Origin of the sequence: Streptomyces sp. NPDC056479 (assembly GCF_042795335.1) — a bacterium.
Classification (GTDB): Bacteria; Actinomycetota; Actinomycetes; order Streptomycetales; family Streptomycetaceae; genus Streptomyces.
In genome coordinates, this window is the sequence record NZ_JBHTRZ010000002.1 from 1,036,435 (window position 1) to 1,055,230 (window position 18,796).

Consider the following 18,796-nt stretch of genomic DNA (forward strand, 5'->3'; position numbering starts at 1 on the left):
TAGGCGCTTTCGCCCCCCCCTGCCTCCTCCCCCCCCCCCGGGCCCGGTGTCCGGTGTGGGTCTACTCGGTCACCTTCAGCAGCTTGTTGGGCGTTCCGCTGCTCGGGTTGGTGATCTTGTCGCCGGTTGCCGCGCCGGTGAGCGCGGTGGCGACCTGAGCGGGAGTGGCGTCCGGGTGCCCGGCCAGGTAGACGGCGGCGGCTCCAACGACGTGGGGGGTGGCCATGGAGGTGCCGGAGATCGTCTTGGTCCCCTGGTCACTGTCGTTCCAGTCGGAGGTGATGTCCGAGCCCGGCGCGTACAAGTCCACGATCGAGCCGAAGTTGGAGAAGTCCGACTGGGCGTCGTCCTTGGTGCTGGACGCGACCGTGATGGCCTCGGGGACCCGGGCCGGTGAACTCTGCCCTGCGTCCGCCGACTCGTTGCCGGCGGCGACCGCGAAGGTGACACCCGAGGCGATGGCCTTCTTGACCGCCTCGTCGAGCGCGGGGTCCGCGCCGCCGCCGAGGCTCATGTTGGCCACCGAGGGACCCTGGTGGTTCTCGGTCACCCAATCGATGCCGGCGACGACCTGCTCGGTCGTGCCCGAGCCGTTGTCGTCGAGCACGCGGACCGCGACGATCTTGGCCTTCTTGGCCACCCCATGGGAGGCGCCGGCGATGGTTCCGGCCACGTGGGTGCCGTGACCGTTGCCGTCGTCGGCCGTGTCGTCGTTGTCGATGGCGTCGAACCCGGAGGCGGCGCGGCCCTCGAAGTCCTTGTGGCTGATGCGTACGCCGGTGTCGATGACGTACGCGGTCACTCCTTCCCCGGCCTTGTCCGGGTAGGTGTACTTGCCGTCACCGGCCGTGTCCTGCTGGTCGATGCGGTCCAGGCCCCAGGACGGCGGGGTGTCCTGGGTGGCACTGATGTGGAACTTCTTGTTCTGGACCACCTTGGACACCGCGGGGTCGGCCGCGAGGCGCTTGGCCTCCGTCTCGTTCAGGCTGCCGGCGGAGAAGCCGTTGACCGCCGAGCTGTAGGTACGACTGACCTTGCCACCGTATTCGGCGGCCAGATCCCGCTTCTCGGCCGTGGACGCCTTCTGGTCCAGGAGGACGATGTAGCTTCCGGCCACGGCTCCTTCGGCATTCAGACCGTAGACGGTGCCCTCCGCGGGCTGTCCCGCCTGAGCAAGGGGGGACAGGTAAAGGCCGGTGCCGACGACGGTTGCGACGGCCGCGATCGCGGTGACGATCTTGGCCTTGCCTGAGCGTTTGTGATGCGCCGTCAAGAGGGGTCTCCTCGTGAAGTGGGGGGATTTGCGTTCGAACGGCAGCGCTGCGCGTGCTCAGGAGAGTGCCGACTTGTCGCGAGCAGATCAACATCTTGATGTGACCCCGACGTCCGACAAGTGGTCAACCTCCACGGGATTCACGCACATTCGAAGCAACCCGAGCGCAAATGTGCAGCACTGAGCGCTGGTTGAATCACCAAGGAACAGTCCAGGATTATCTGTGCCGATTTCTTCACCGTCCACTCACGTACGGTGGCGCTGAGCGTCACTCTGCACAGCACGTGCGGTGTCGCGGGCACGGAGCGGAGGAGGCCAAGACGTAGCTGGCGTCGGCCCCTTCCGGCGCCACGGCGTGCGTCGGCCTCCACGCTCTACAGCTGCGGAAGCACCTCACCGGCGATGAGCTCCAGGTGGTCGAGGTCATGGAAGTCGATCAGTCGCAGATGGATACGGCCTGCCCCGATCGCGGAGAACTCGCCGAGCCGCTCCACGAGCTGGGCCGGGGATCCGACCACCGGATCCTCCGGCGGCAGCGCGCTCTTGACATGCAGCGGGGCGGCCCGCCGTCGCGCCTCCGCGTCGGTACGGCCGATGGCGACCACGACCCCGGCCGAGAGCACCAGCGGTGGCCGACCGGCGTCGGCCCGTGCGGTCCTGTCGCACGCCTCGGCAACCCGCTGGTACGCCCGGGCCGTCTCCGCCACCGACTTGAAGGGCATGTTGAATTCGTCGGCATACCGAGCGGCCAGCTCCGGGGTGCGCTTGGGGCCGCGGCCCCCGACGATGATCGGCGGCGCCGGCACCTGCACGGGCTTCGGCAGGGCCGGCGCGTCGACCAGCCGGTAGTGGTCGCCGCGATGGCTGAAGCTCTCGCCGACCGGTGTCCGCCACAGGCCGGTGATCACCGCCAGCTGTTCCTCCAGCCGATCGAAGCGCTCCGGGGCGGGCGGGAACGGGATGCCGTACGAGGTGTGTTCCCGTTCGTACCATCCTGCGCCGAGGCCCAGCTCGACCCGTCCCCCGCTCATCCGGTCGACCTGCGCCACCATCACGGCAAGCGGGCCCGGCAGCCGGAAGGTGGCCGAGGTGACCAGGGTGCCCAGTCGGATCCGGGAGGTCTCCCGGGCGAGCGCGCCCAGCGTGAGCCACGCGTCGGTTGGGCCTGGCAGCCCGGGATCGGCGCCCATCGTCTGGAAGTGATCGGCCCGGAAGAAGCCCTCGAACCCGCCGGCTTCGACGAGTCGGGCGAAGCGCAGCTGATCCTCGTAGTCGGCGCCGCGCTGCGGCTCGGTGAAGACGCAGATCCGCAGGCTCATCGCCCCTCCGTTTCGGCCGACGTGGGTGTGTCCCGTTCCATCAGCAGCTCGTGCAGATCGGCGCTGCACCGGGCCACTTCGTCCAGGTGCGCGGTTCGGCCCAGCGTCCTCGGCCGGGGAATGGCGACGTCGACGATCTTGCGGATCCGGCCCGGGCGCGGGCTGAGCACCACCACCCGATCGGCGAGCAGCACGGCCTCGTCAATCGAATGGGTGACGAAGACGACCGTTGACGAGTTTTCGATGTGGATGCGCTGCAGCTCCACCGCGAGGTCCGCGCGGGTCAGCGCGTCGAGTGCGGAGAACGGTTCGTCCATCAGCATCACCCGGGGCTCGCCCATCAGCGACCGGCACAGTGCGACGCGTTGCTGCATACCGCCGGAGAGCTCGTGCGGCCGGTGCTTCTCGAAGCCGCTCAGTCCGGCCGTCTCCAGCAATCGCCTCGCCCGGTCGCGGTACTCGGCCTTGTTCCAGCCGAAGATCTCCACGGGCAGCAGGACGTTGTCGAGGACGGACCGCCAGGGCAGCAGTGCCGGCCGCTGGAACAGCATGGCGACATCCCGCCGGGCTCCGGTGACTCGCTCGCCGCCGATGGTGATCTCGCCCTCGGTGACCGGCAGCAGCCCGGCGATCAGCCGGAGCAGTGTGGACTTGCCGCACCCGGACCGGCCCACCACCGCAACGAACTCACCCTCGGCGATGTGGAGGCCGATGTCCTGGAGCGCCACCGTCGAACCGGACCGACTGGTGAAGCTGCGGGACACACCGGTGAGTCTGATCATCCGGCGCTCTCCCCATCCACTGGCGATCGCATGTCGGCCGGTTCGTAACGCCCAGTCAGGCTACCCGCAGCAGCCCGCTCGGCGGTACCTGTCGTCCTGCCGGTGGATGCCCCGATGCACCACACCTGGCCCACAACTACCCATCCCTCGTAGGCTGTTGCCCGCACCAAGTGTCATGCCCTCGACGGTTCTGTCACGCCGTTCTGTCTCGTCTGTCTCGACGCCCCTCCGCCGGCGCAGTCGGCGGTCGGAAAGGACACCACTGTGCGCATGATCAGGTTCGCCCGTACGGTCGCCGCGGTGGCCCTGACCACGGCGCTGGCGCTGGTGGCGGGATGCGGCGGCTCGGATTCCGACGCAGATGCCGGTGAAGACGGCAAGGCACTGAAAAAGGTGACCTACCTGACCTCGTTCGGCAACTTCGGCCGGGACGCGTACGCCTGGGTCGCGAGGGACAAGGGGTTCTTCGAAGAGGCCGGCTTCGACGTGGAGATCAAGCCGGGCCAGGGCACCGGCGGCGTGATTCCGGCCGTAGTGAGTGGCCAGGCGCAGTTCGGCCCGATCGACCTGACGGGAGGTCTGCTGCATATGGGCAGCGGTCAGGCGAAGGACTTCGTCGCGGTGGCCGCCATCCAGCAGCGCACCATGGCCGCGATCGCCACCACCGAGGGCAACGGCATCGCCACTCCGAAGGACCTCGAGGGCAAACGGCTCGCCGACACGCCCGGCTCTGTCGTACGCAACCTCTTCCCGACGTACGCCCAACTGGCCGGCGTGGACGCCGACAAGGTGACCTGGGTCAACGGCGAGGCACAGACCCTGATGGGCACACTCGCCGCCGGTTCGGTGGACGGCATCGGCCAGTTCGTGGTGGGTAAGCCGACCATCGAGGCGGTGACGAAGAAGAAGGCCGTCCTGCTGCCGTACAGCGACGTGATTCCCGACCTCTACGGAAACGTGCTGATCACGTCGAAGAAGATCGCCGAGCAGGATCCTGAGATGGTGAAGCGGTTCACCAATGCGCTGCTCAAGGGCTTGGAGTACAGCCTCGCCCACACTAAGGAGGCCGCCGAGATCCTCGACCGGAACGTGGACGCCACGAATCCGACCGCTGCGGCCGCCGAGTTGGAGTCGATGGCGGAGTACGTCACGCCGGGCGGTTCGGGCACGGCATTGGGAACGCTGGACTCCGCGCGGGTCGCGAGGAGCATCGAGATCCTGGAGCGAGCGGGCGCGCTGCGGCAGGGAATGACCCCGGAGCAGATCATCGACTTCGACCTGGTGCCTAAAGCCTGATCGCGCCGCGCTGGAGAAGGGCCGCGCTGGGAGAAGGATGGGATGACCGAACTCTCGAAGCCGGAGCAGGCCTCGGCGGCGGGCCCTGAGCCGGTGCCCGTGCCGCGAGTCGGTCCACGGCGCGGGACGGACATCGGCGTCCTGCTGCTGCCCTTGGCCGGGCTTCTGGTCGCTCTCGGCGTGTGGTGGCTTCTCACCTCGGCGCTGGAGGTGATCCACCCGGCTGTGCTGCCTCCGCCAGGTGCCGTGCTCTCGGCGTTCGCCGCCGACCCGGTCCAGTTCCTGGAACATGCCGGCGACACCACCGTGGAGACGGTTGTCGGGTTCGTTCTCTCCAGCGGCTGTGGTGTCCTGATCGGACTGTCGCTGGCGGGCTCGCGGGTACTGGAGCGAATGTTCACGCCGCTGCTGGTCGCCGTCAACGCGGTTCCGAAGATCGCGCTCGGGCCGCTGTTGGTGGGAGCCCTCGGTTGGGGGCAGAAGCCGGTCCTGACCATGGTCTTCCTGCTGTGCTTCTTTCCGATCGTGCTGTCCACAGCAGCCGGCCTCACGTCGACCCCGGCGGACCTGGCCGAGTTGGCGCGCTCGCTGGACGCCTCGCGCTGGCAGGCTTTCCGCAAGGTACGGTTGCCCGCCGCACTGCCGCAGATCTTCGTCGGGCTGAAGGTGGCCATGCCTCTCGCCGCGATCGGCGCGGTCATCGGCGAGTTCCAGGCCGGTGAGAGCGGGCTGGGCTATCTGATCGTGCAGGCGGGTGGGGTCGGCGACACCGCCACCGCCTGGGCCGCGATCATCCTGATCGGATTGATGAGTATCCTGCTCTACTTCGCCTTGGTGTTGTTGGAACGGTTGGCGCTGCCCTGGGTCAGGGACACCACCTCGCGCGGCTGAACCGGCTGGGCTCGTGGCTGGGTCTGATGGGCCGGAGTCATGCCGGTGAACGATCCCCCGGCTTTCGTGCCGCCCCGTGCCGCCGGTGACCGCACGGGGCGAATATCTGTTGCACTCATTGATTTCAGAGCATGATGAGCAGACGTGTATTCGGCTTGAGCTTCCTGTTCACCGAACGACTCTGTACGTATACCTCCAACTTGGGGTTGTTCCCCGCTTTCACGGAGACGGTCCCCTGGACGTCCGTGCCGAAAAGAAGGCTGCGTGCCGCGTCGCCCGTATAGGCTCGGTCGGTGTCCTTTTCGACAACGATGACTTCCTTGTTCTGCTGAACCTGAGCCCGGGCACCCAGCTGGTAGTAGCACGAACCACGTTCGTACGACACGCCGGGATGCGAGTCGACGAAGGGGCGTATCTCCATCTCCTTGTCGACCTTCAGGAGCCGGTACTTGTCGGCCGGAATCGGTTCGAGGTTCGCCCGCACCTCGTCAACCGATATGTCCTGACCGACGGCGAACAGGTTCTTCGTGCCGCGCACCCCGTGCTCGCGACCGCGGAGGAAGCTGGTGGCGGCGGCACGCACGGTGCCGATCGCCTCCTCGACGCCCTTCTGGGAATCCGCATCCCAGATGGCGATGTTCCCGGCCGGGAAACCGTAGTTCTGGGCGGTCCGCTTGGCCAGGGAGTTCGGAACGAGGATCGCGGAAGTCCAATGGCCCGGAAGCCCGCCCATCTTCGCCGTGATCCTGTCGAGCCAGGGGCCGAGGATGGCCATGTCGCCGTCGTGCCGCCTGTCGCCGCCGGAGGCGTTCTCCTCGCCGTCCGTGACAACGATCTGGAGGAAGCTGTGCTCGCCGTATTCCTCCCAGATATGGCCCAGGTCGTCGAGGGACTTCAGGGAAGCCTCGATGAGGGCTGTAGCTCCATTGTTGACCTGGTACAGCCCCCGCATGGACGGAAGATGCTTGACGTCCATGTCCCAGACCAGATTCTCCACCCTGTGGTCGAAGGAATAGAGGCTGATCCGGGTCTCGTGACCGAGGCTGTCCGACTCGGCCTTCAACCCCGCCACGAACTCGTCCACAACTCGAATGAGTTGACTCTGGTGCGGGCGCATCGAACCCGAACAGTCCACCACCAGCGCGACGTGATTCACCTTGTGCTGGATCTTGTTTGCGGACATGTTTGTGCTCCCCCTCTGAGGCTCCCCAAGTGATGTCTCCACTCTATGGGGAGGCACTGACAACGGCCTTTGACCTGCCCGCCAGGCGGATAGGGCAGTGCTCGACGGCCGGCGATCGACAAACCAGCGCGTTGAGACGGCAGCGGCGCCGCAAGGTCGGTCGAGCTTGGCGCTCACCAGGTGAGCACGCCGATCCGTGGTTTGCGCAGGCTCAGCGGCATGTGGCGCGGGCGGCATCGCGCGCTGTCCGCTGCGGAGAACACGTCGATCTCACCAACCCCCCGCAGCTGTTGCAGGTCGGCAAGGGCGGTATTCGAGTTCGCCGGTTCAGGCGTTGAGCTTGGCGGGCCGGTTGAACGTGAGCAGCAGAACGGGCCCGCGGTGTTCGGCGCGGACGAGCTCGGCCGGCGGGCCGGTCGTGCCTGCTGGATCAGCTCTGGGCAGGGAACCGCAGGGCGTTCGCCCAGAGCCGGGTGACCGTGGAGACGAGTTCCTCGAAGTCCACCTGCGTGCCGTCTTCTTGCCGCTCGCCGAGCACAAAGGCGTTGTAGGCCATGACGCTGACCATGCCCGAGAGCGCACGGGAGGCCAGCATCGGATCGACCTCGCGGTCTGCGACGCCGCGCGCTTGCAGGTCGGCGATGCCGCGCGCGTTGCGGCGGATGAACGCGTCGGCGCGCCGGCTTCGGAACGTACGGAACTCCGGCTCCACCTGCGCGACCTGCTCAAGCAGTGCCATCAGCTTCGCATTGCGCTTGTACGCCTGGAGATACGCGCGATTGCTCGCCTCAAGTACCGCATAGGGATCGTCGGCATCCTCCACCCGGGCCATACCGGGGTGGAGCATGTCCTCCTGCGCCTCCAGGAGGACGGCCGCAAGCACCTCTTCCTTGTTCGCGAAGTAGGTGTAGAACGATCCCGCCGCGCACTGCGCCTCTTTGGTGATGTCGGTCAGGCGGGTGTCGAGGTAGCCGTCCCGTTCGAACACCTTGCGCGCTGCCTTCATCAAAGCGGCCCGTGTGCGCGCTCCGCGCTTCGTCGCGGGCGGCTCGCGAAGGTGCGAGAGCGGTGCCATCGGGGGCGCCTTCTCGCCGTCGATCTCCTCGCCCGCCGTGGTGTCCATCGCGGAAACTGTACTTGAACCCGACGCCATGGTCACAAAACCACCTCCGCCGCAGAAGGGATGTTCTCGATCGGTCAGGAGCTGATCCCGAATCGTTCGGCGAGTTGGCGACGGGTGTCGGCGGCGCTGGTGTGCAGTACGCCGCCGATTCCGATCCGTGCCGCTCCGTCGAGGTTCTGCTGGAGGTCGTCGATCATGACTGCCTCCTCCGGGGCGACGCAGAGACGTTCACATGCGATCGAGTAGATCCGTCGGGAGGGCTTGCGGATCCCGACCACGGCGGAGATGACGACCACGTCTGCGAGAGCGGCGAGGTCGACGTCGTCGTAGGTACCGGTACCGAACGAATTCGACACGAGCGCGACGGGATGGCCCGCGACTCGAAGATCACCGAGCAGCGCGAGCATCTCCTGGTCGATCGACATGCCCGCCTGCATCCGGGCCGTGAGCCCCTCGGCCTCGACGACGGCACCGTGGACGCGGAGTCGTTCGGCGAATCCCCGCTCGAAGGCTTCGGTGTCGATCCGGCCGCACTCGTGGTCGGCCAGGAGTGTGCGTGACGGCTGGTCCCGGCTGAGGAGTTCCAGCGGCATGCGCGGGTCGCAGCCGAGCGAGGCTCCGAAGTCGGTGAACGCCTGCAGCACACTGGAGGTGATGACACCCCCGAAGTCCACCAGGACCGAGGTTCGGGTCTTTTCCGCGCCGTTCAACAAGGTATCCACGCTCAGACGACCTCGAACAGTCCGGCCGCGCCCATTCCGCCCCCGACGCACATCGAGATCACCACATACCGAACACCCCGGCGCTTACCCTCGATGAGGGCATGCCCCACCAGCCGGGCACCGGTCATCCCGTACGGGTGGCCGACCGAGATCGCGCCACCACTGACGTTGAACCGCTCCGGGTCGATGTGCAGTTCGTCCCGGCAGTACAACGCCTGGGAAGCGAACGCCTCGTTGAGCTCCCACAGGCCGATGTCGTCGATGGTGAGGTTGTGTTGCTTCAGCAGCTTCGGAATGGCGAACACCGGCCCGATGCCCATCTCGTCCGGCCCACAACCGGCAACGGTCATACCGCGGTACACGCCCAGCGGTTCCAGTCCGCGGCGCTCGGCCTCGCTCGACTCCATCAACACCGACGCCGAAGCCCCGTCCGACAACTGCGAGGAGTTGCCCGCCGTCACGCTGGAATGTGCGCTCACCTGGCCGTCGGGCAGCACCGGCGCCAGCCCGGCCAGGCCTTCGAGCGTCGTCGACGCGCGGTTGCCCTCGTCCCGGGTCAGGGTGACCTCTTCGTGGCGTACCTCCCCGGACTGCTTGTCGAGCACCTTCTTGACGCTGTCGAGCGCGACGATCTCCCGGTCGAACCGGCCGGCTTCCTGCGCCGCCGCGGTGCGCTGCTGTGACACCAGTGCGAACTCGTCCTGCCGTTCCCGGCTCACGCCGTAGCGTTCGGCGACGATCTCCGCCGTCTGCAACATCGGCAGGTAGATGCTCGGCTTGTGCTCGACCAGCCAGGGATCCGTCATCCGGTGGGTGTTCATGTGCTCGTTCTGCACCAGGGAGATCGACTCGACACCGCCGCCGACAGCGACCTGCATGCCGTCCGCGACGATCTGCTTGGCGGCCGTCGCGATGGCCATCAGGCCCGACGAACACTGCCGGTCGACCGTCATCCCCGACACGGTGTCCGGAAGCCCGGCGCGCAGTGCCGCCTGACGCGCGACGTTGAATCCGGATGCCCCCTGCTGCGCGGCGCAGCCGAAGATCACGTCCTCGACCTCGCCGCCCTCGAGTCCGGCGCGTTGTATGGCGTGGGACAGGGCATGGGCCGCGAGTTCCTGCGACTGGGTGTCGTTGAACGCGCCGCGGTAAGCCTTTCCGATCGGCGTCCGTGCCGTCGAAACGATGACTGCTTCCCTCATGTCGCCTCACTGCTCTTTGTTGGTGCGGTTCGTCCCGGATCCTCGGGGGTCGGTCTCCGGGCCCTGGTTATAGTTGAATCCGGCGTCATGTTCAACCAGTCCGTGGTCTTGACAGCGTGCCCTCCCGCCTGAAAGCTACCGACCAGTTGGTATGAAGGGTTGAGTCGTGACCGAGCTGAGCATCTCCACCGGTGCAGGCGTGTTCGACGCGATCGCGGCGGGTCCCCCCGAGGGACGCCCAGTGCTGCTGCTGCACGGCTTTCCCCAGACGGCGCTGGCGTGGCAACGGCAGATCGCGGAGTTGGCCGAGCAGGGCTATCGGGTGGTGGCGCCCGACCAGCGTGGGTACTCCCCCGGCGCCCGCCCCCAGCGGCCCGAGGACTATCGCATGAGCCTTCTCGTCGACGACGTCGTCGCGATCACGGAGGAACTGGGCTGGGCGGCGTTCGACTTGGTCGGCCACGACTGGGGAGGCGCGGTGGCCTGGTGGGCCGCTGACGCCCACCCCGGCCGCATACGCACCCTGACGGTTGTCTCGACCCCGCATCCCGGCGCTCTGGCGACCGCCCTGCGTACCGACGAGGACCAGCGCAGCCGCTCGCACTACATGATCGACTGGCGTGAAACACCCGCGACCGAGGAGCGCATGCTGGCCCACGACGCCGAGCTGCTGCGCGCCCTGTACGCCGGAAAGGTTCCGCAGGACAGCGTCGAGGCCTATGTACGGCACCTGTCCCGGCCAGGGGCTCTCACCGCCGCGCTGAACTGGTACCGGGCAGGCCGCCCCGACGGCAAGATCGGCACCATCGACGTGCCTACGCTGTACATCTGGAGCGCGAACGACAGCGCGTTCGGCCCGACAGCGGCACGGGAAACCGAGCGGTGGGTCAAGGGGCCGTACCGCTTCGAGCCCATCCCGGACGTCACCCACTGGGTCCCCGAGGAAGCGCCGGAAACCCTGAACCGCCTGCTGCTCGAACACCTGCGAGCGCACGGCCAGTACGGAACAGCGGCGCATACCCCGTCCCCCGGCTTCTCGAAGAGGTGACCGTGAAGACAGCGCGTGCGGCCTGGCGCGGACTCGAACCCGTGCACGGCATGATCTACTTCGTCCCCGAAGCCAGGCGACGGTACGCGGACCTCGGACTGAGCGGACGCGCCGGCTACTTCACCTCCCGCAGCGCCGCGTTCGGTCGGGCATCCGCCGAGCTGGTCATCGCGACCTTCTACAACTTCAACCCCGCTCTCGTACGGCAGGCGCTCGACGGGGCCTGGGACGCAACGACGCCCCAGCAGGTGCTGGACGCGCGGTACGCCGCGGCGGGCGAAGCACTGCGGCGCGTGGGAATCCACGAACTGCCCGCCCTCGACGAGGTCCTGGCACTGACCCGCCGGGCCGCCGAGGCGGCCCGCGAACACGCGCAGGGCCGGCCTCTGTTCGCCGCGCACGCCGCGCTGCCCTGGCCGGAGGATCCGGTACTGCAGCTGTGGCATGCCCAGACACTGCTCCGGGAGTTCCGTGGGGACGGCCATGTCGCCTGCCTGCTGAGCGAGGGCATCGGGGCCCTGGAAGCCCTGGTTCTGCACGCCGCCACCGGTGATGTTCCCGTCGACTTCCTCAAAGCCAGCCGCGCCTGGCCCGAGGAGGAGTGGGTCGACACCAGGGAGCGCCTACGCGAGCGAGGTCTCCTCGACAGCGACTCCCTCAGCCCGGAAGGCGTACTCCTGCGTCGGCACATCGAGGACCGCACCGACCGCCTGGCCCTTCCCGCCTACGCCGCCCTGGGTGACGCCGACTGTGAACGTCTCGCCGAACTCGCCGGCCCCTTCGGCCGCGCCGTCCTCGAAGCCGGCCTTCTCAAGCCCGGCTGACCGGGCCCTTGTCCCGGCTGAGGAACGCCGAAAGGACGTCGCTGCCGTGCCGCCTATGCCCGTTCCACTGCCACCTTCGACGGTGCTCTGAACGACAGCAGGCCGAGCATGGGTGGCTCCCCCGTCCCGGCGGCCGGTCGGATGTCCGGAAGTCTGCGTGCCGCTGCCCGCAGAGCCACCGCCGCCTCCGTGCGCGCCAAGGACGCACCCGGGCAGCGGTGGCGACCGGCGCCGAATGCCAGGTGGTGGCGGATGTTCGCCCGGTTCGGGCACATCCGTTCCGGTTTCGGGAAGACCTCCGGGTCGGATCCGCTGCCCATGAGCATCAGCAGCAACTGCGCACCAGCCGGCAGTTCGACTCCGCCCAGTGGGGTGGCCTGCGGGGTCACCCGGCGCCAGGTGGTCACCGGCGGCTCACGTCGCAGGACCTCTTCCACCCAGGCCTCGGCCAGGCCCGCTGGCCCCGCCACGCGCGGCCACCTGCCGGGCTCGTCCAGTGCCCGGCGCAGCACGGTGGCGATGAGTTGCCCGGTGGTGGACTGGCCGGCGATAAAGACGAAGAAGCACGCGGCGACCGCGGTCTCGGCGTCCAGTGACCTGCCGTCGGGCAGGCGGTGGCGGGCGAGTGCCCCGATGAACGAGCTGGAAGGGACCGTGCCGCTGCGCACGGTCGCGGTGAGCCACCGATGGAATTCCGCGACGAGCTCTGCCAATTCCAGTTGCCGTTCGAGTGGAGGCCGCCCCCAGAACAGCTCCAGCGAGGCGTCACTCCAGCGGATCAGAGTGGCCGGTTCGACGCCCTGGATGCCGAGGACCTCCATCAGCACCCTGCACGGAAGGACCTGCGCGAATGAGGTGAACAGGTCGCAGCCGTCCGTGGAGTCGAGTGAGGACCGTACCTCGTCCAGCAGTTCGTCGGCGATGCGCTCGATCACCGGCACTGCCGCTGCGACACGCTGTGCGTTGAAGAACCGTGTGACCACGCGGCGCAGTCCGGAGTGGCTCAGGGTGCCGTTGTTCGCCAGGGCGGGCGGGAGCGTGAAGCCGACGCGAGCCAGAACCCGCAGCACGGCGACGGGCAGCGGGGTGACAGCGTGCTGGGCGTTGTCCGGGTGGAACCGCTCCGGGTCGAGCAGGACCCGGCGTACGTCCTGGTGGCGGCTGACCAGCCACAGCCCCGTAGCAGGGTCATGGTGGACGGGAGACTCGGACCGCAGGAGGTCCAGCCACGGGTAGGGGTCGCGGACGAAAGGGTCACCGAACAGGTCGGGCAGACCCAGCGGATCACGGGTGTCGGTGGATTCGGGGCCGGCCGCCGGGCCGCACCCGGCTGCTCCGGTACCGGTGGTGAAGGAATCCAGAGCCGGGGAAGTCACGGCCGGAAGTTAACACGCACGTGGCATGACCCCAGGCCGTGTGTGCGCGGCATCACTTGCTGCTCTCGGCTTCACCTCTTGGACCTCCCCTACGCCGCAGTGTGCTCCTGCTCATCGTCCGGCACACCGCCGCGCAAGGGCAGGACCTTGCCGAACTCCAAGAGGGGGTACTGCGGGCACGACCGAGCGACGGCATGACACCCCGCGGATCCCACTCCGGCCGGGCTCAGGTTCAGCCGGGGCGCGTGATCAGAGGGTGGGGGACTTCGCGCGGAGGAGGGCCGTGCTGAGGGCGGAGCGCAGGCGGGGTGTGTTCGTCCACTCGTGGTCGCGCGACGGGGAGACCCGCCAGTACAGACCAGGCGCGTGACGCGGTGGAGCGGGGGGATCGCCACGTGGCAGCCCCGGCCCAGGACACGCAACTGCGGGAGCTGACTCCGACTCGCAGCTTCTTAAGCCGGTCTCGGGCTCGATGGCCAGGTGGGCCTTGTATCCGTCCTGCCGGTGGGAGCGGGTTATGTGGATGTGGCGGGCTTCGGGGTCGACGGTGGGCACGATCCGCTCATGGGCGGTGCCCTGGGTGATGCGCCAGCGTCCGTCGCGGCCGTCGGAGTCCTCGGCGGGCTCGACGTCCTGCCCGGCGACCAGGGCCAGGATGCCCACCGCGTTCGCGGCCTTCTCCCCGAGTTGCTGGTCGGGAAGGTGGCCCAGCAGCCGCAGCGCGTCCGTGATCAGTGCGTCGACCAGCTCGGCGCGGGCCTGCTCGTCGTTCCGGGCGATGCGGGGGCTTGCCCGGGTCGGTGTAGTCGTGCACGCCGCACCGGGCAGCGGCGACCGCGTCGGCGACGGGGACCTCGCGGATCACCGCGCGGACGGCGGCGATGATCTGCGTGACGGTGTCCTGGGTGGCGACCGCGTCGTCCAGCACGGTGGAGTCCAGGGCCCGGCGGTGCTTGCCCTTGAGGACACCGGTGGCCTTCACGACCTCGCGCACGGCCTCGAAGATGCGGTTCGGGCAGGCGGAACGGGCCAGTCGGCGGCGGAAGTAGGCCAGCAGTGACGGATCGAATGCCATGTCGTGAAGGCCCGGCCCGCATCCGGCCTTCCACCGCAGATCGCACCGCGGTTCTGGACCGTCTCGAAGTCCGACAGCCCGTGCAGGGCCTGCAAGGTGATCGCGGCGGCCAGGATCTGCGGCGGCATGCTCGGCCGTCCGTTCGCCGACGGATACATGTCCGCGAACATCTCAGCCGGGAACAGCTCGCCACGATGCTCGGCAGGCACGCGAACACACTCCCAGCCGGGCTCAGATCCCGGCAGGTCTCCCACACGTCCGGCCCGACCATCTCGCCGACGCCCATCGCCACATGACGATTCTGGCCCTGCCGCTCACGCGGCAGGGCCAGAACCCAAGATCTTCATCGACCTTCTAGGGGGCTTCTGATGGATCTGGGCGTCCCAGAACGCTCAGCCGCCGTACTCGATCGCCACGCCACCGACGCCAGTGCTCAACGGGCCGCAGCGGACACCGATGGCGGAGCTCGTGCCCGGCTTCACATATACCCAATTCGAGTAAGCGTCGGGGGCCCAGCCGCAGATGGCGCGTACGGAGAACGCGTGCAGCTGCGTCCCGGGGTTGTAGCAGTCGCCGATGGCGACATCGTCCGAGATCCAGGCGTTGCACTGCAGCACGTTACGCTCTGCGGCCGCCGCGGGTGAGGCGGTCGCGAGACCGACTCCGCCGACGAGAGCGATCCCCGCTGTTCCGGTCACAAGTGCGCGTTTCCAGAGCATCTTCATGTCCTGCCCTTCTGTTCCGCCCTGTGCCGGGCGTCCTGCGCGAAAAGGTAGGAGACAGGCAGGCAGGAGGGATCCTGACAGATGTCAGGGCTCCCGAGCATGGGCACGGCGCGGGCCCGGTGTGCTGCGCACGACGGTCACGGCAGTCCTTGAGGCGCTCCCCTCGCGCGCAGGCTGAGGGGATGAGGGTGAAGCAGGGTGAGGACTGAGCCTGTCCGGCCAGGACTTGGCTGCGTACTGCTCGCTGCCACCGGCCCAGATCGTCATGCCGGGGACCCGCGGGCCGAGCCCTCCCCAGGAGCGCTTGCATGACACAGGCGCCCACCCTGCCGAAGACAACGCCAGCGGCAGCCGTGGATCCCATCGGCCCAGCCGCGGCAGCCTTCCCACAGCGGATCACGCGCACTCCCCCTCCCTTTCCTCATCCCCGCAGCCGCACGGCTGCAACAACCGGTGCCGGCCAGGCACTCACACCAGACGGCACACCCCCGTCCAACCGCCACGACCAGGCCTTTCCACCCCCAACCAGCACCAGTAGACAATCCATAGACAAACCCCGCCCCCGCCCACGCCCACCACCACCGCCCACGCCCACGGCGATCAGGCCCACCACCACCGGCACAGCACGGAGCACACCCGTTCCCAGCCGGCCACGCGCACACCGAAACCGTGAAGCGGTGACCGGAATGGCTCCGCCTGGCTGTGTGTCCGTGCGGGCTGCGCCGCGTCTGGGAAGCCTCCAACACTCGCCCCGCCTCCGTCACCTCCGCCCTCCGATTCCTCCACCCGCACGCCGGCAGCCGAGCGATCACGCCATCAGAAACGATGTCTTAGGACGAGTTGGAGCCGGTCGACGCGTTCATCCCCCGGCCCGACTCCCTTCCGGTACGCCTGTCCTGATCAATCGCCACGCCGCCACGCCACCACGCCCGCAGCCGGGCGCCCCATCCTCGTCGCACGCGATCAGCCTCGGGCCCCGCAGTCGGCCGAGGTGTCGGCGCGGTGCGCTGCACGGGCGACTCGTCGCCGACGGTGGAGGGGGTGGACGGGTTGACGACAGCCGGTGGGAAGGTCACCGGCAGCGCGGCCGACCTGAACTACACCGGAGGAACCACCGGTCTGCCCAAAGGGTGCGAACACTCCCAGCGGCACATGCTCTACACCGCGACGACGGCGGCCGCCAGCGGCATGGACCTCTCCGGCCTGCCGGCGGGCCCGTACGCCAAGTACTCCTCCACGCGCGCGTTGTCCGCCACGACGGCCTCCACTTCCGTCTCCTTGGACTGCGCGAGGCCGGGCCGGTGACTGCCGACCCGCCGACGATGATCCCCACACCGGCAGGTGACGAACAAGCCAGAGCCGCGTCAGGAGGCTCGTGCAAGTGTCCGAAGTGCTCTGACGCAGTGGCGGCCCGACCGGCCACTGGACACCCGGTGACGTCCACCTTTCACACCGAGGGGGCCGGGATACCCAGGGCCCGCCGGCGGAGAGCCCGAAGCCGCTTGGACAGGCCAGCGGAAAGCCCTGTTCGCGAGCCCTTTTGGATCGACCGTGCGGGCCGAATCAACTCACCCCGCGACTAATTGAATTCGGTACGGATGAATCGTGAATTGACGCAGCCGGGACTGATGCAAATCAAGCGCAGGCATGCGCGCAGTCATCCATCCGGGGCCAGGGCGACGATCCACGCGCGAAGACCGTGTATTCGGCAATGGCGCTAATTCGGCTTCAGCGGAGCTTCGCATCCCGGCATGCTCTGGGTGCCCAGGCGCCAGGGCCGATCACCGGTCGAGCAGGCGTCGGCCATGGCGCGATGGGAGGGGTCTTGGAGGACTGAGGACTGTTGAAAGCGGCAAGGACATCCTGGTGTCGCGCCGGGATGGGCCGCAGCCGCACGTTCAGCGCTTGCGGCCACACCATTTCCCTCGTTTCCCTCGCACGCCGCGAAGGCCGGCAATTGGTCCCGGCTGCGGTCGGCAGACCACGCGCCGGAGCCGGCAATACCTGTCTCCCCCGATCGGCCCGGTGATCGAAGCAAAAGGAAATGCGCACGGCCGCGAGATCGAATTCAGCGCCCTATCGTCAGGAGCAGGTCATGAAGAGAACGCGTCATCGCACCGTGGCACTTCTGGCCACGATGTGCGGTTTCACTCTGTGCCTCACGGGCATGGCTAGCGCGGCCGGCGCACCGACGCCACACATTCTCGCCACGACGCTGGTGAACAAGACCGGCACCACCATCACGGTCACCGCCGGAGTCGGACGGGGCAACACGATCAGTGTCTGGCAGTCAGGCAGCAGCATCAGAATCAGAGACACCGGAGACACGGTCGCACCGTCCGGGGACTGCTACGCCATCAGCACGACCGAAGTCGCCTGCAGGGCAGCCGCCGACACCACCGAACTCGTGGTCAATGCCGGCGACCAGGACGACAACGTCACCTCCTCGCTGGCGGCCCTCGGCGTCACCCTCGTCGGCGGTGCCGGCAATGACAGCCTCTACGGCGGATCCGCGAACGACACCCTCGAAGGCGACGAGGGATCCGACTTTCTCTCCGGTGGCGCAGGCAACGACACGCTGACCGGAGGAGCCGAGGCGGACAGGATCTTCGGGGGCTCAGGCAATGACTCCATCGAGGGACGCGGCGGCTCGGACATCGTGGACGGCGGTGCCGGCAACGACGTGATCTACGGCGGCGGCGGCAACGAGCGGATCGTCGCCGGTGCCGGCAACGACTACGCCGAGGGCGGCAGCGGCCGGGACACCATCGACGCCGTGGACAACGTCAGCGGCAACGACTACGTCGAAGGCGGCGCCGACGTGGACGACTGCCGCGCCGACTTGGGCGACAACGTCAGCGGATGCCCCTGACCAGCATGAGCGAGCAGCACGCAAGCTCCCCTACACCGCGAGACAACACGAAAGGCGGGCACCGATGAGAACACGAAGCATCTGCACCACGGTGGTGGCGATCGGCGCACTCACCTGCGCCCCGCTGACCGCCGCCTCCGCCGCGCCCGGTGCGGCCCCCGGCGGAAGCCTGGCAGGCACCACAGTCGTGCAGGAGGTGGACGACACCCTGGTGGTCACAGCCGACCAGGGTGTGGCGAACGACATCACCATCCGGCGTCGGGGCAACGTTGTTGTGGTGACGGACGAGGGGGACACCGTGTCCGCCGTCGCCCCGTGTCAGTCGACGGGGACGCACACGGCAGAGTGTCCACTGCCCGTCACATCGATACGGGTCAACGCCGACGACGCCGATGACAGTGTCACCATCTCCCCGAATCTGGAGGCCGCCGGAACGGTGATCGGCGGCGCGGGTGACGACCGCCTCAACGGCGGCCCCCGGGCGGACCGGCTCGTCGGCGACGACCCGGCTGCCACCGGACTGCGGGCGACGCCGGGCAACGACACCATCAACGGCGGCCCCGGCAACGACACGATCTCCGGGCTGGCCGGCAACGACACCATCAACGGCAATGCCGGCAATGACACCCTCAACGGCGACGACGGCAACGACACCCTCAGTGGCGACCAGGGCAACGACACCCTCAACGGGGGCCGCGGCAACGACACGCACATCGGCGCCGAGGGCAACGACACCCTCAACGCCGTGGACAACGTGATCGCCAACGACAGCCTCGACGGCGGCCTCGGCTTCGACACCTGCAACCGCGACACCGGCGACACGGCCCTCAACTGCCCCTGATCAACGACCCTTCGTGCGGCCGGATGTGAAACTCACGAAGCCGCAGGTTCAAGTCCCCTCGTCCCTACAGTCCCCCGGTACTGCACTGCACTCTGTCGTCGGGTCGGGGAAGCGCGGGAGCCCCCTGGAACCGATCGGGTCGCAGGCGTAGGGAGGCAAACACCCCCCCCCCCTCCACACACCACCAACAACCCACCAACACAAAACAACCCGCTCTCACGGGCAACGCAACCCCCCGCGCTCC

The 18,796-nt window shown here is 68.2% G+C and carries 16 protein-coding genes and 1 pseudogene; 7 read left to right on the forward strand and 10 right to left on the reverse strand.

Translation table 11 applies throughout. The annotated features are described in order from the left end of the window. Nucleotides 1-61: 61 nt before the first annotated feature. From ACFQ6S_RS10720 to ACFQ6S_RS10730, 3 genes are all read right to left on the reverse strand, one after another. A complete protein-coding gene (locus ACFQ6S_RS10720) occupies nt 62-1,273 on the reverse strand; it encodes a S8 family serine peptidase (RefSeq protein ID WP_383406022.1) in 1,212 nt (403 codons plus the stop codon). Nucleotides 1,274-1,647: 374 nt separating this feature from the next. Then, on the reverse strand, nt 1,648-2,592 hold the full coding sequence (locus ACFQ6S_RS10725; RefSeq protein WP_383406025.1) for an LLM class F420-dependent oxidoreductase: 945 nt from the start codon (nt 2,590-2,592) through the stop codon (nt 1,648-1,650). Continuing rightward, on the reverse strand, nt 2,589-3,374 hold the full coding sequence (locus ACFQ6S_RS10730) for an ABC transporter ATP-binding protein (protein WP_383406028.1): 786 nt from the start codon (nt 3,372-3,374) through the stop codon (nt 2,589-2,591). The genes ACFQ6S_RS10725 and ACFQ6S_RS10730 overlap by 4 nt, the downstream gene beginning before the upstream one ends. Before the next feature lie 270 nt (nt 3,375-3,644). Here ACFQ6S_RS10730 and ACFQ6S_RS10735 point away from each other — a divergent pair, with 270 nt between their 5' ends. Both ACFQ6S_RS10735 and ACFQ6S_RS10740 read left to right on the forward strand, forming a co-directional pair. Beyond that, nucleotides 3,645-4,670, forward strand: coding sequence for an ABC transporter substrate-binding protein (locus tag ACFQ6S_RS10735; protein ID WP_383406030.1), 1,026 nt, complete (start codon nt 3,645-3,647; stop codon nt 4,668-4,670). A gap of 42 nt (nt 4,671-4,712) precedes the next feature. Then, a complete protein-coding gene (locus ACFQ6S_RS10740) occupies nt 4,713-5,561 on the forward strand; it encodes an ABC transporter permease (RefSeq protein ID WP_383406033.1) in 849 nt (282 codons plus the stop codon). A 124-nt stretch (nt 5,562-5,685) separates the two neighbouring features. Here ACFQ6S_RS10740 and ACFQ6S_RS10745 read toward each other — a convergent pair whose 3' ends face one another. From ACFQ6S_RS10745 to ACFQ6S_RS10760, 4 genes are all read right to left on the reverse strand, one after another. Continuing rightward, nucleotides 5,686-6,744, reverse strand: a complete 1,059-nt coding sequence (locus tag ACFQ6S_RS10745; protein WP_383406533.1) for a VWA domain-containing protein — start codon at nt 6,742-6,744, stop codon at nt 5,686-5,688. Between the two features lie 430 nt (nt 6,745-7,174). Then, complete coding sequence (locus tag ACFQ6S_RS10750; protein WP_383406035.1) at nt 7,175-7,867, reverse strand: TetR/AcrR family transcriptional regulator; 693 nt, start codon at nt 7,865-7,867, stop codon at nt 7,175-7,177. A 74-nt stretch (nt 7,868-7,941) separates the two neighbouring features. After that, a complete protein-coding gene (locus ACFQ6S_RS10755) occupies nt 7,942-8,589 on the reverse strand; it encodes an HAD family hydrolase (protein WP_383406037.1) in 648 nt (215 codons plus the stop codon). Between the two features lie 2 nt (nt 8,590-8,591). Continuing rightward, nucleotides 8,592-9,791 (reverse strand): acetyl-CoA C-acyltransferase, encoded by a 1,200-nt coding sequence (locus ACFQ6S_RS10760; protein ID WP_383406039.1) that lies wholly within the window; start codon nt 9,789-9,791, stop codon nt 8,592-8,594. A 166-nt stretch (nt 9,792-9,957) separates the two neighbouring features. Here ACFQ6S_RS10760 and ACFQ6S_RS10765 point away from each other — a divergent pair, with 166 nt between their 5' ends. After that, nucleotides 9,958-10,839 (forward strand): alpha/beta fold hydrolase, encoded by an 882-nt coding sequence (locus tag ACFQ6S_RS10765; protein WP_383406042.1) that lies wholly within the window; start codon nt 9,958-9,960, stop codon nt 10,837-10,839. Between the two features lie 2 nt (nt 10,840-10,841). Then, on the forward strand, nt 10,842-11,663 hold the full coding sequence (locus ACFQ6S_RS10770; protein ID WP_383406045.1) for a hypothetical protein: 822 nt from the start codon (nt 10,842-10,844) through the stop codon (nt 11,661-11,663). A 53-nt stretch (nt 11,664-11,716) separates the two neighbouring features. On the opposite strand, the gene ACFQ6S_RS10775 is transcribed toward ACFQ6S_RS10770, so the two are convergent. The 3 genes and pseudogenes from ACFQ6S_RS10775 to ACFQ6S_RS10785 form a co-directional block, all read right to left on the reverse strand. After that, entirely contained in the window at nt 11,717-13,039 is a 1,323-nt protein-coding gene (locus tag ACFQ6S_RS10775) for a cytochrome P450 (protein WP_383406048.1), read from the reverse strand. A 453-nt stretch (nt 13,040-13,492) separates the two neighbouring features. Beyond that, nucleotides 13,493-14,317, reverse strand: a pseudogene (locus ACFQ6S_RS10780) (transposase); the annotation flags it as partial. Nucleotides 14,318-14,506: 189 nt separating this feature from the next. After that, a complete protein-coding gene (locus tag ACFQ6S_RS10785) occupies nt 14,507-14,839 on the reverse strand; it encodes a hypothetical protein (RefSeq protein ID WP_383406051.1) in 333 nt (110 codons plus the stop codon). A 1,002-nt stretch (nt 14,840-15,841) separates the two neighbouring features. On the opposite strand from ACFQ6S_RS10785, the gene ACFQ6S_RS10790 reads away from it, so the two are divergent. The 3 genes from ACFQ6S_RS10790 (at nt 15,842) to ACFQ6S_RS10800 (ending at nt 18,552) form a co-directional block, all read left to right on the forward strand. Then, nucleotides 15,842-16,144, forward strand: a complete 303-nt coding sequence (locus ACFQ6S_RS10790; protein ID WP_383406054.1) for a hypothetical protein — start codon at nt 15,842-15,844, stop codon at nt 16,142-16,144. A 790-nt stretch (nt 16,145-16,934) separates the two neighbouring features. Beyond that, nucleotides 16,935-17,711 (forward strand): calcium-binding protein, encoded by a 777-nt coding sequence (locus ACFQ6S_RS10795; protein ID WP_383406056.1) that lies wholly within the window; start codon nt 16,935-16,937, stop codon nt 17,709-17,711. 64 nt (nt 17,712-17,775) lie between these two features. Further along, a complete protein-coding gene (locus tag ACFQ6S_RS10800) occupies nt 17,776-18,552 on the forward strand; it encodes a calcium-binding protein (RefSeq protein ID WP_383406059.1) in 777 nt (258 codons plus the stop codon). Nucleotides 18,553-18,796 lie beyond the last annotated feature (244 nt).

Bases quoted from the DNA above. Each gene is read 5' to 3' on its own strand.
- ACFQ6S_RS10725 (WP_383406025.1), bottom strand. From the start codon at position 2,592: ATGAGCCTGCGGATCTGCGTCTTCACCGAGCCGCAGCGCGGCGCCGAC.
- ACFQ6S_RS10730 (WP_383406028.1), bottom strand. From the start codon at position 3,374: ATGATCAGACTCACCGGTGTGTCCCGCAGCTTCACCAGTCGGTCCGGT.
- ACFQ6S_RS10735 (WP_383406030.1), top strand. From the start codon at position 3,645: ATGATCAGGTTCGCCCGTACGGTCGCCGCGGTGGCCCTGACCACGGCG.
- ACFQ6S_RS10740 (WP_383406033.1), top strand. From the start codon at position 4,713: ATGACCGAACTCTCGAAGCCGGAGCAGGCCTCGGCGGCGGGCCCTGAG.
- ACFQ6S_RS10745 (WP_383406533.1), bottom strand. From the start codon at position 6,744: ATGTCCGCAAACAAGATCCAGCACAAGGTGAATCACGTCGCGCTGGTG.
- ACFQ6S_RS10750 (WP_383406035.1), bottom strand. From the start codon at position 7,867: ATGGACACCACGGCGGGCGAGGAGATCGACGGCGAGAAGGCGCCCCCG.
- ACFQ6S_RS10760 (WP_383406039.1), bottom strand. From the start codon at position 9,791: ATGAGGGAAGCAGTCATCGTTTCGACGGCACGGACGCCGATCGGAAAG.
- ACFQ6S_RS10785 (WP_383406051.1), bottom strand. From the start codon at position 14,839: ATGAAGATGCTCTGGAAACGCGCACTTGTGACCGGAACAGCGGGGATC.
- ACFQ6S_RS10795 (WP_383406056.1), top strand. From the start codon at position 16,935: ATGAAGAGAACGCGTCATCGCACCGTGGCACTTCTGGCCACGATGTGC.
- ACFQ6S_RS10800 (WP_383406059.1), top strand. From the start codon at position 17,776: ATGAGAACACGAAGCATCTGCACCACGGTGGTGGCGATCGGCGCACTC.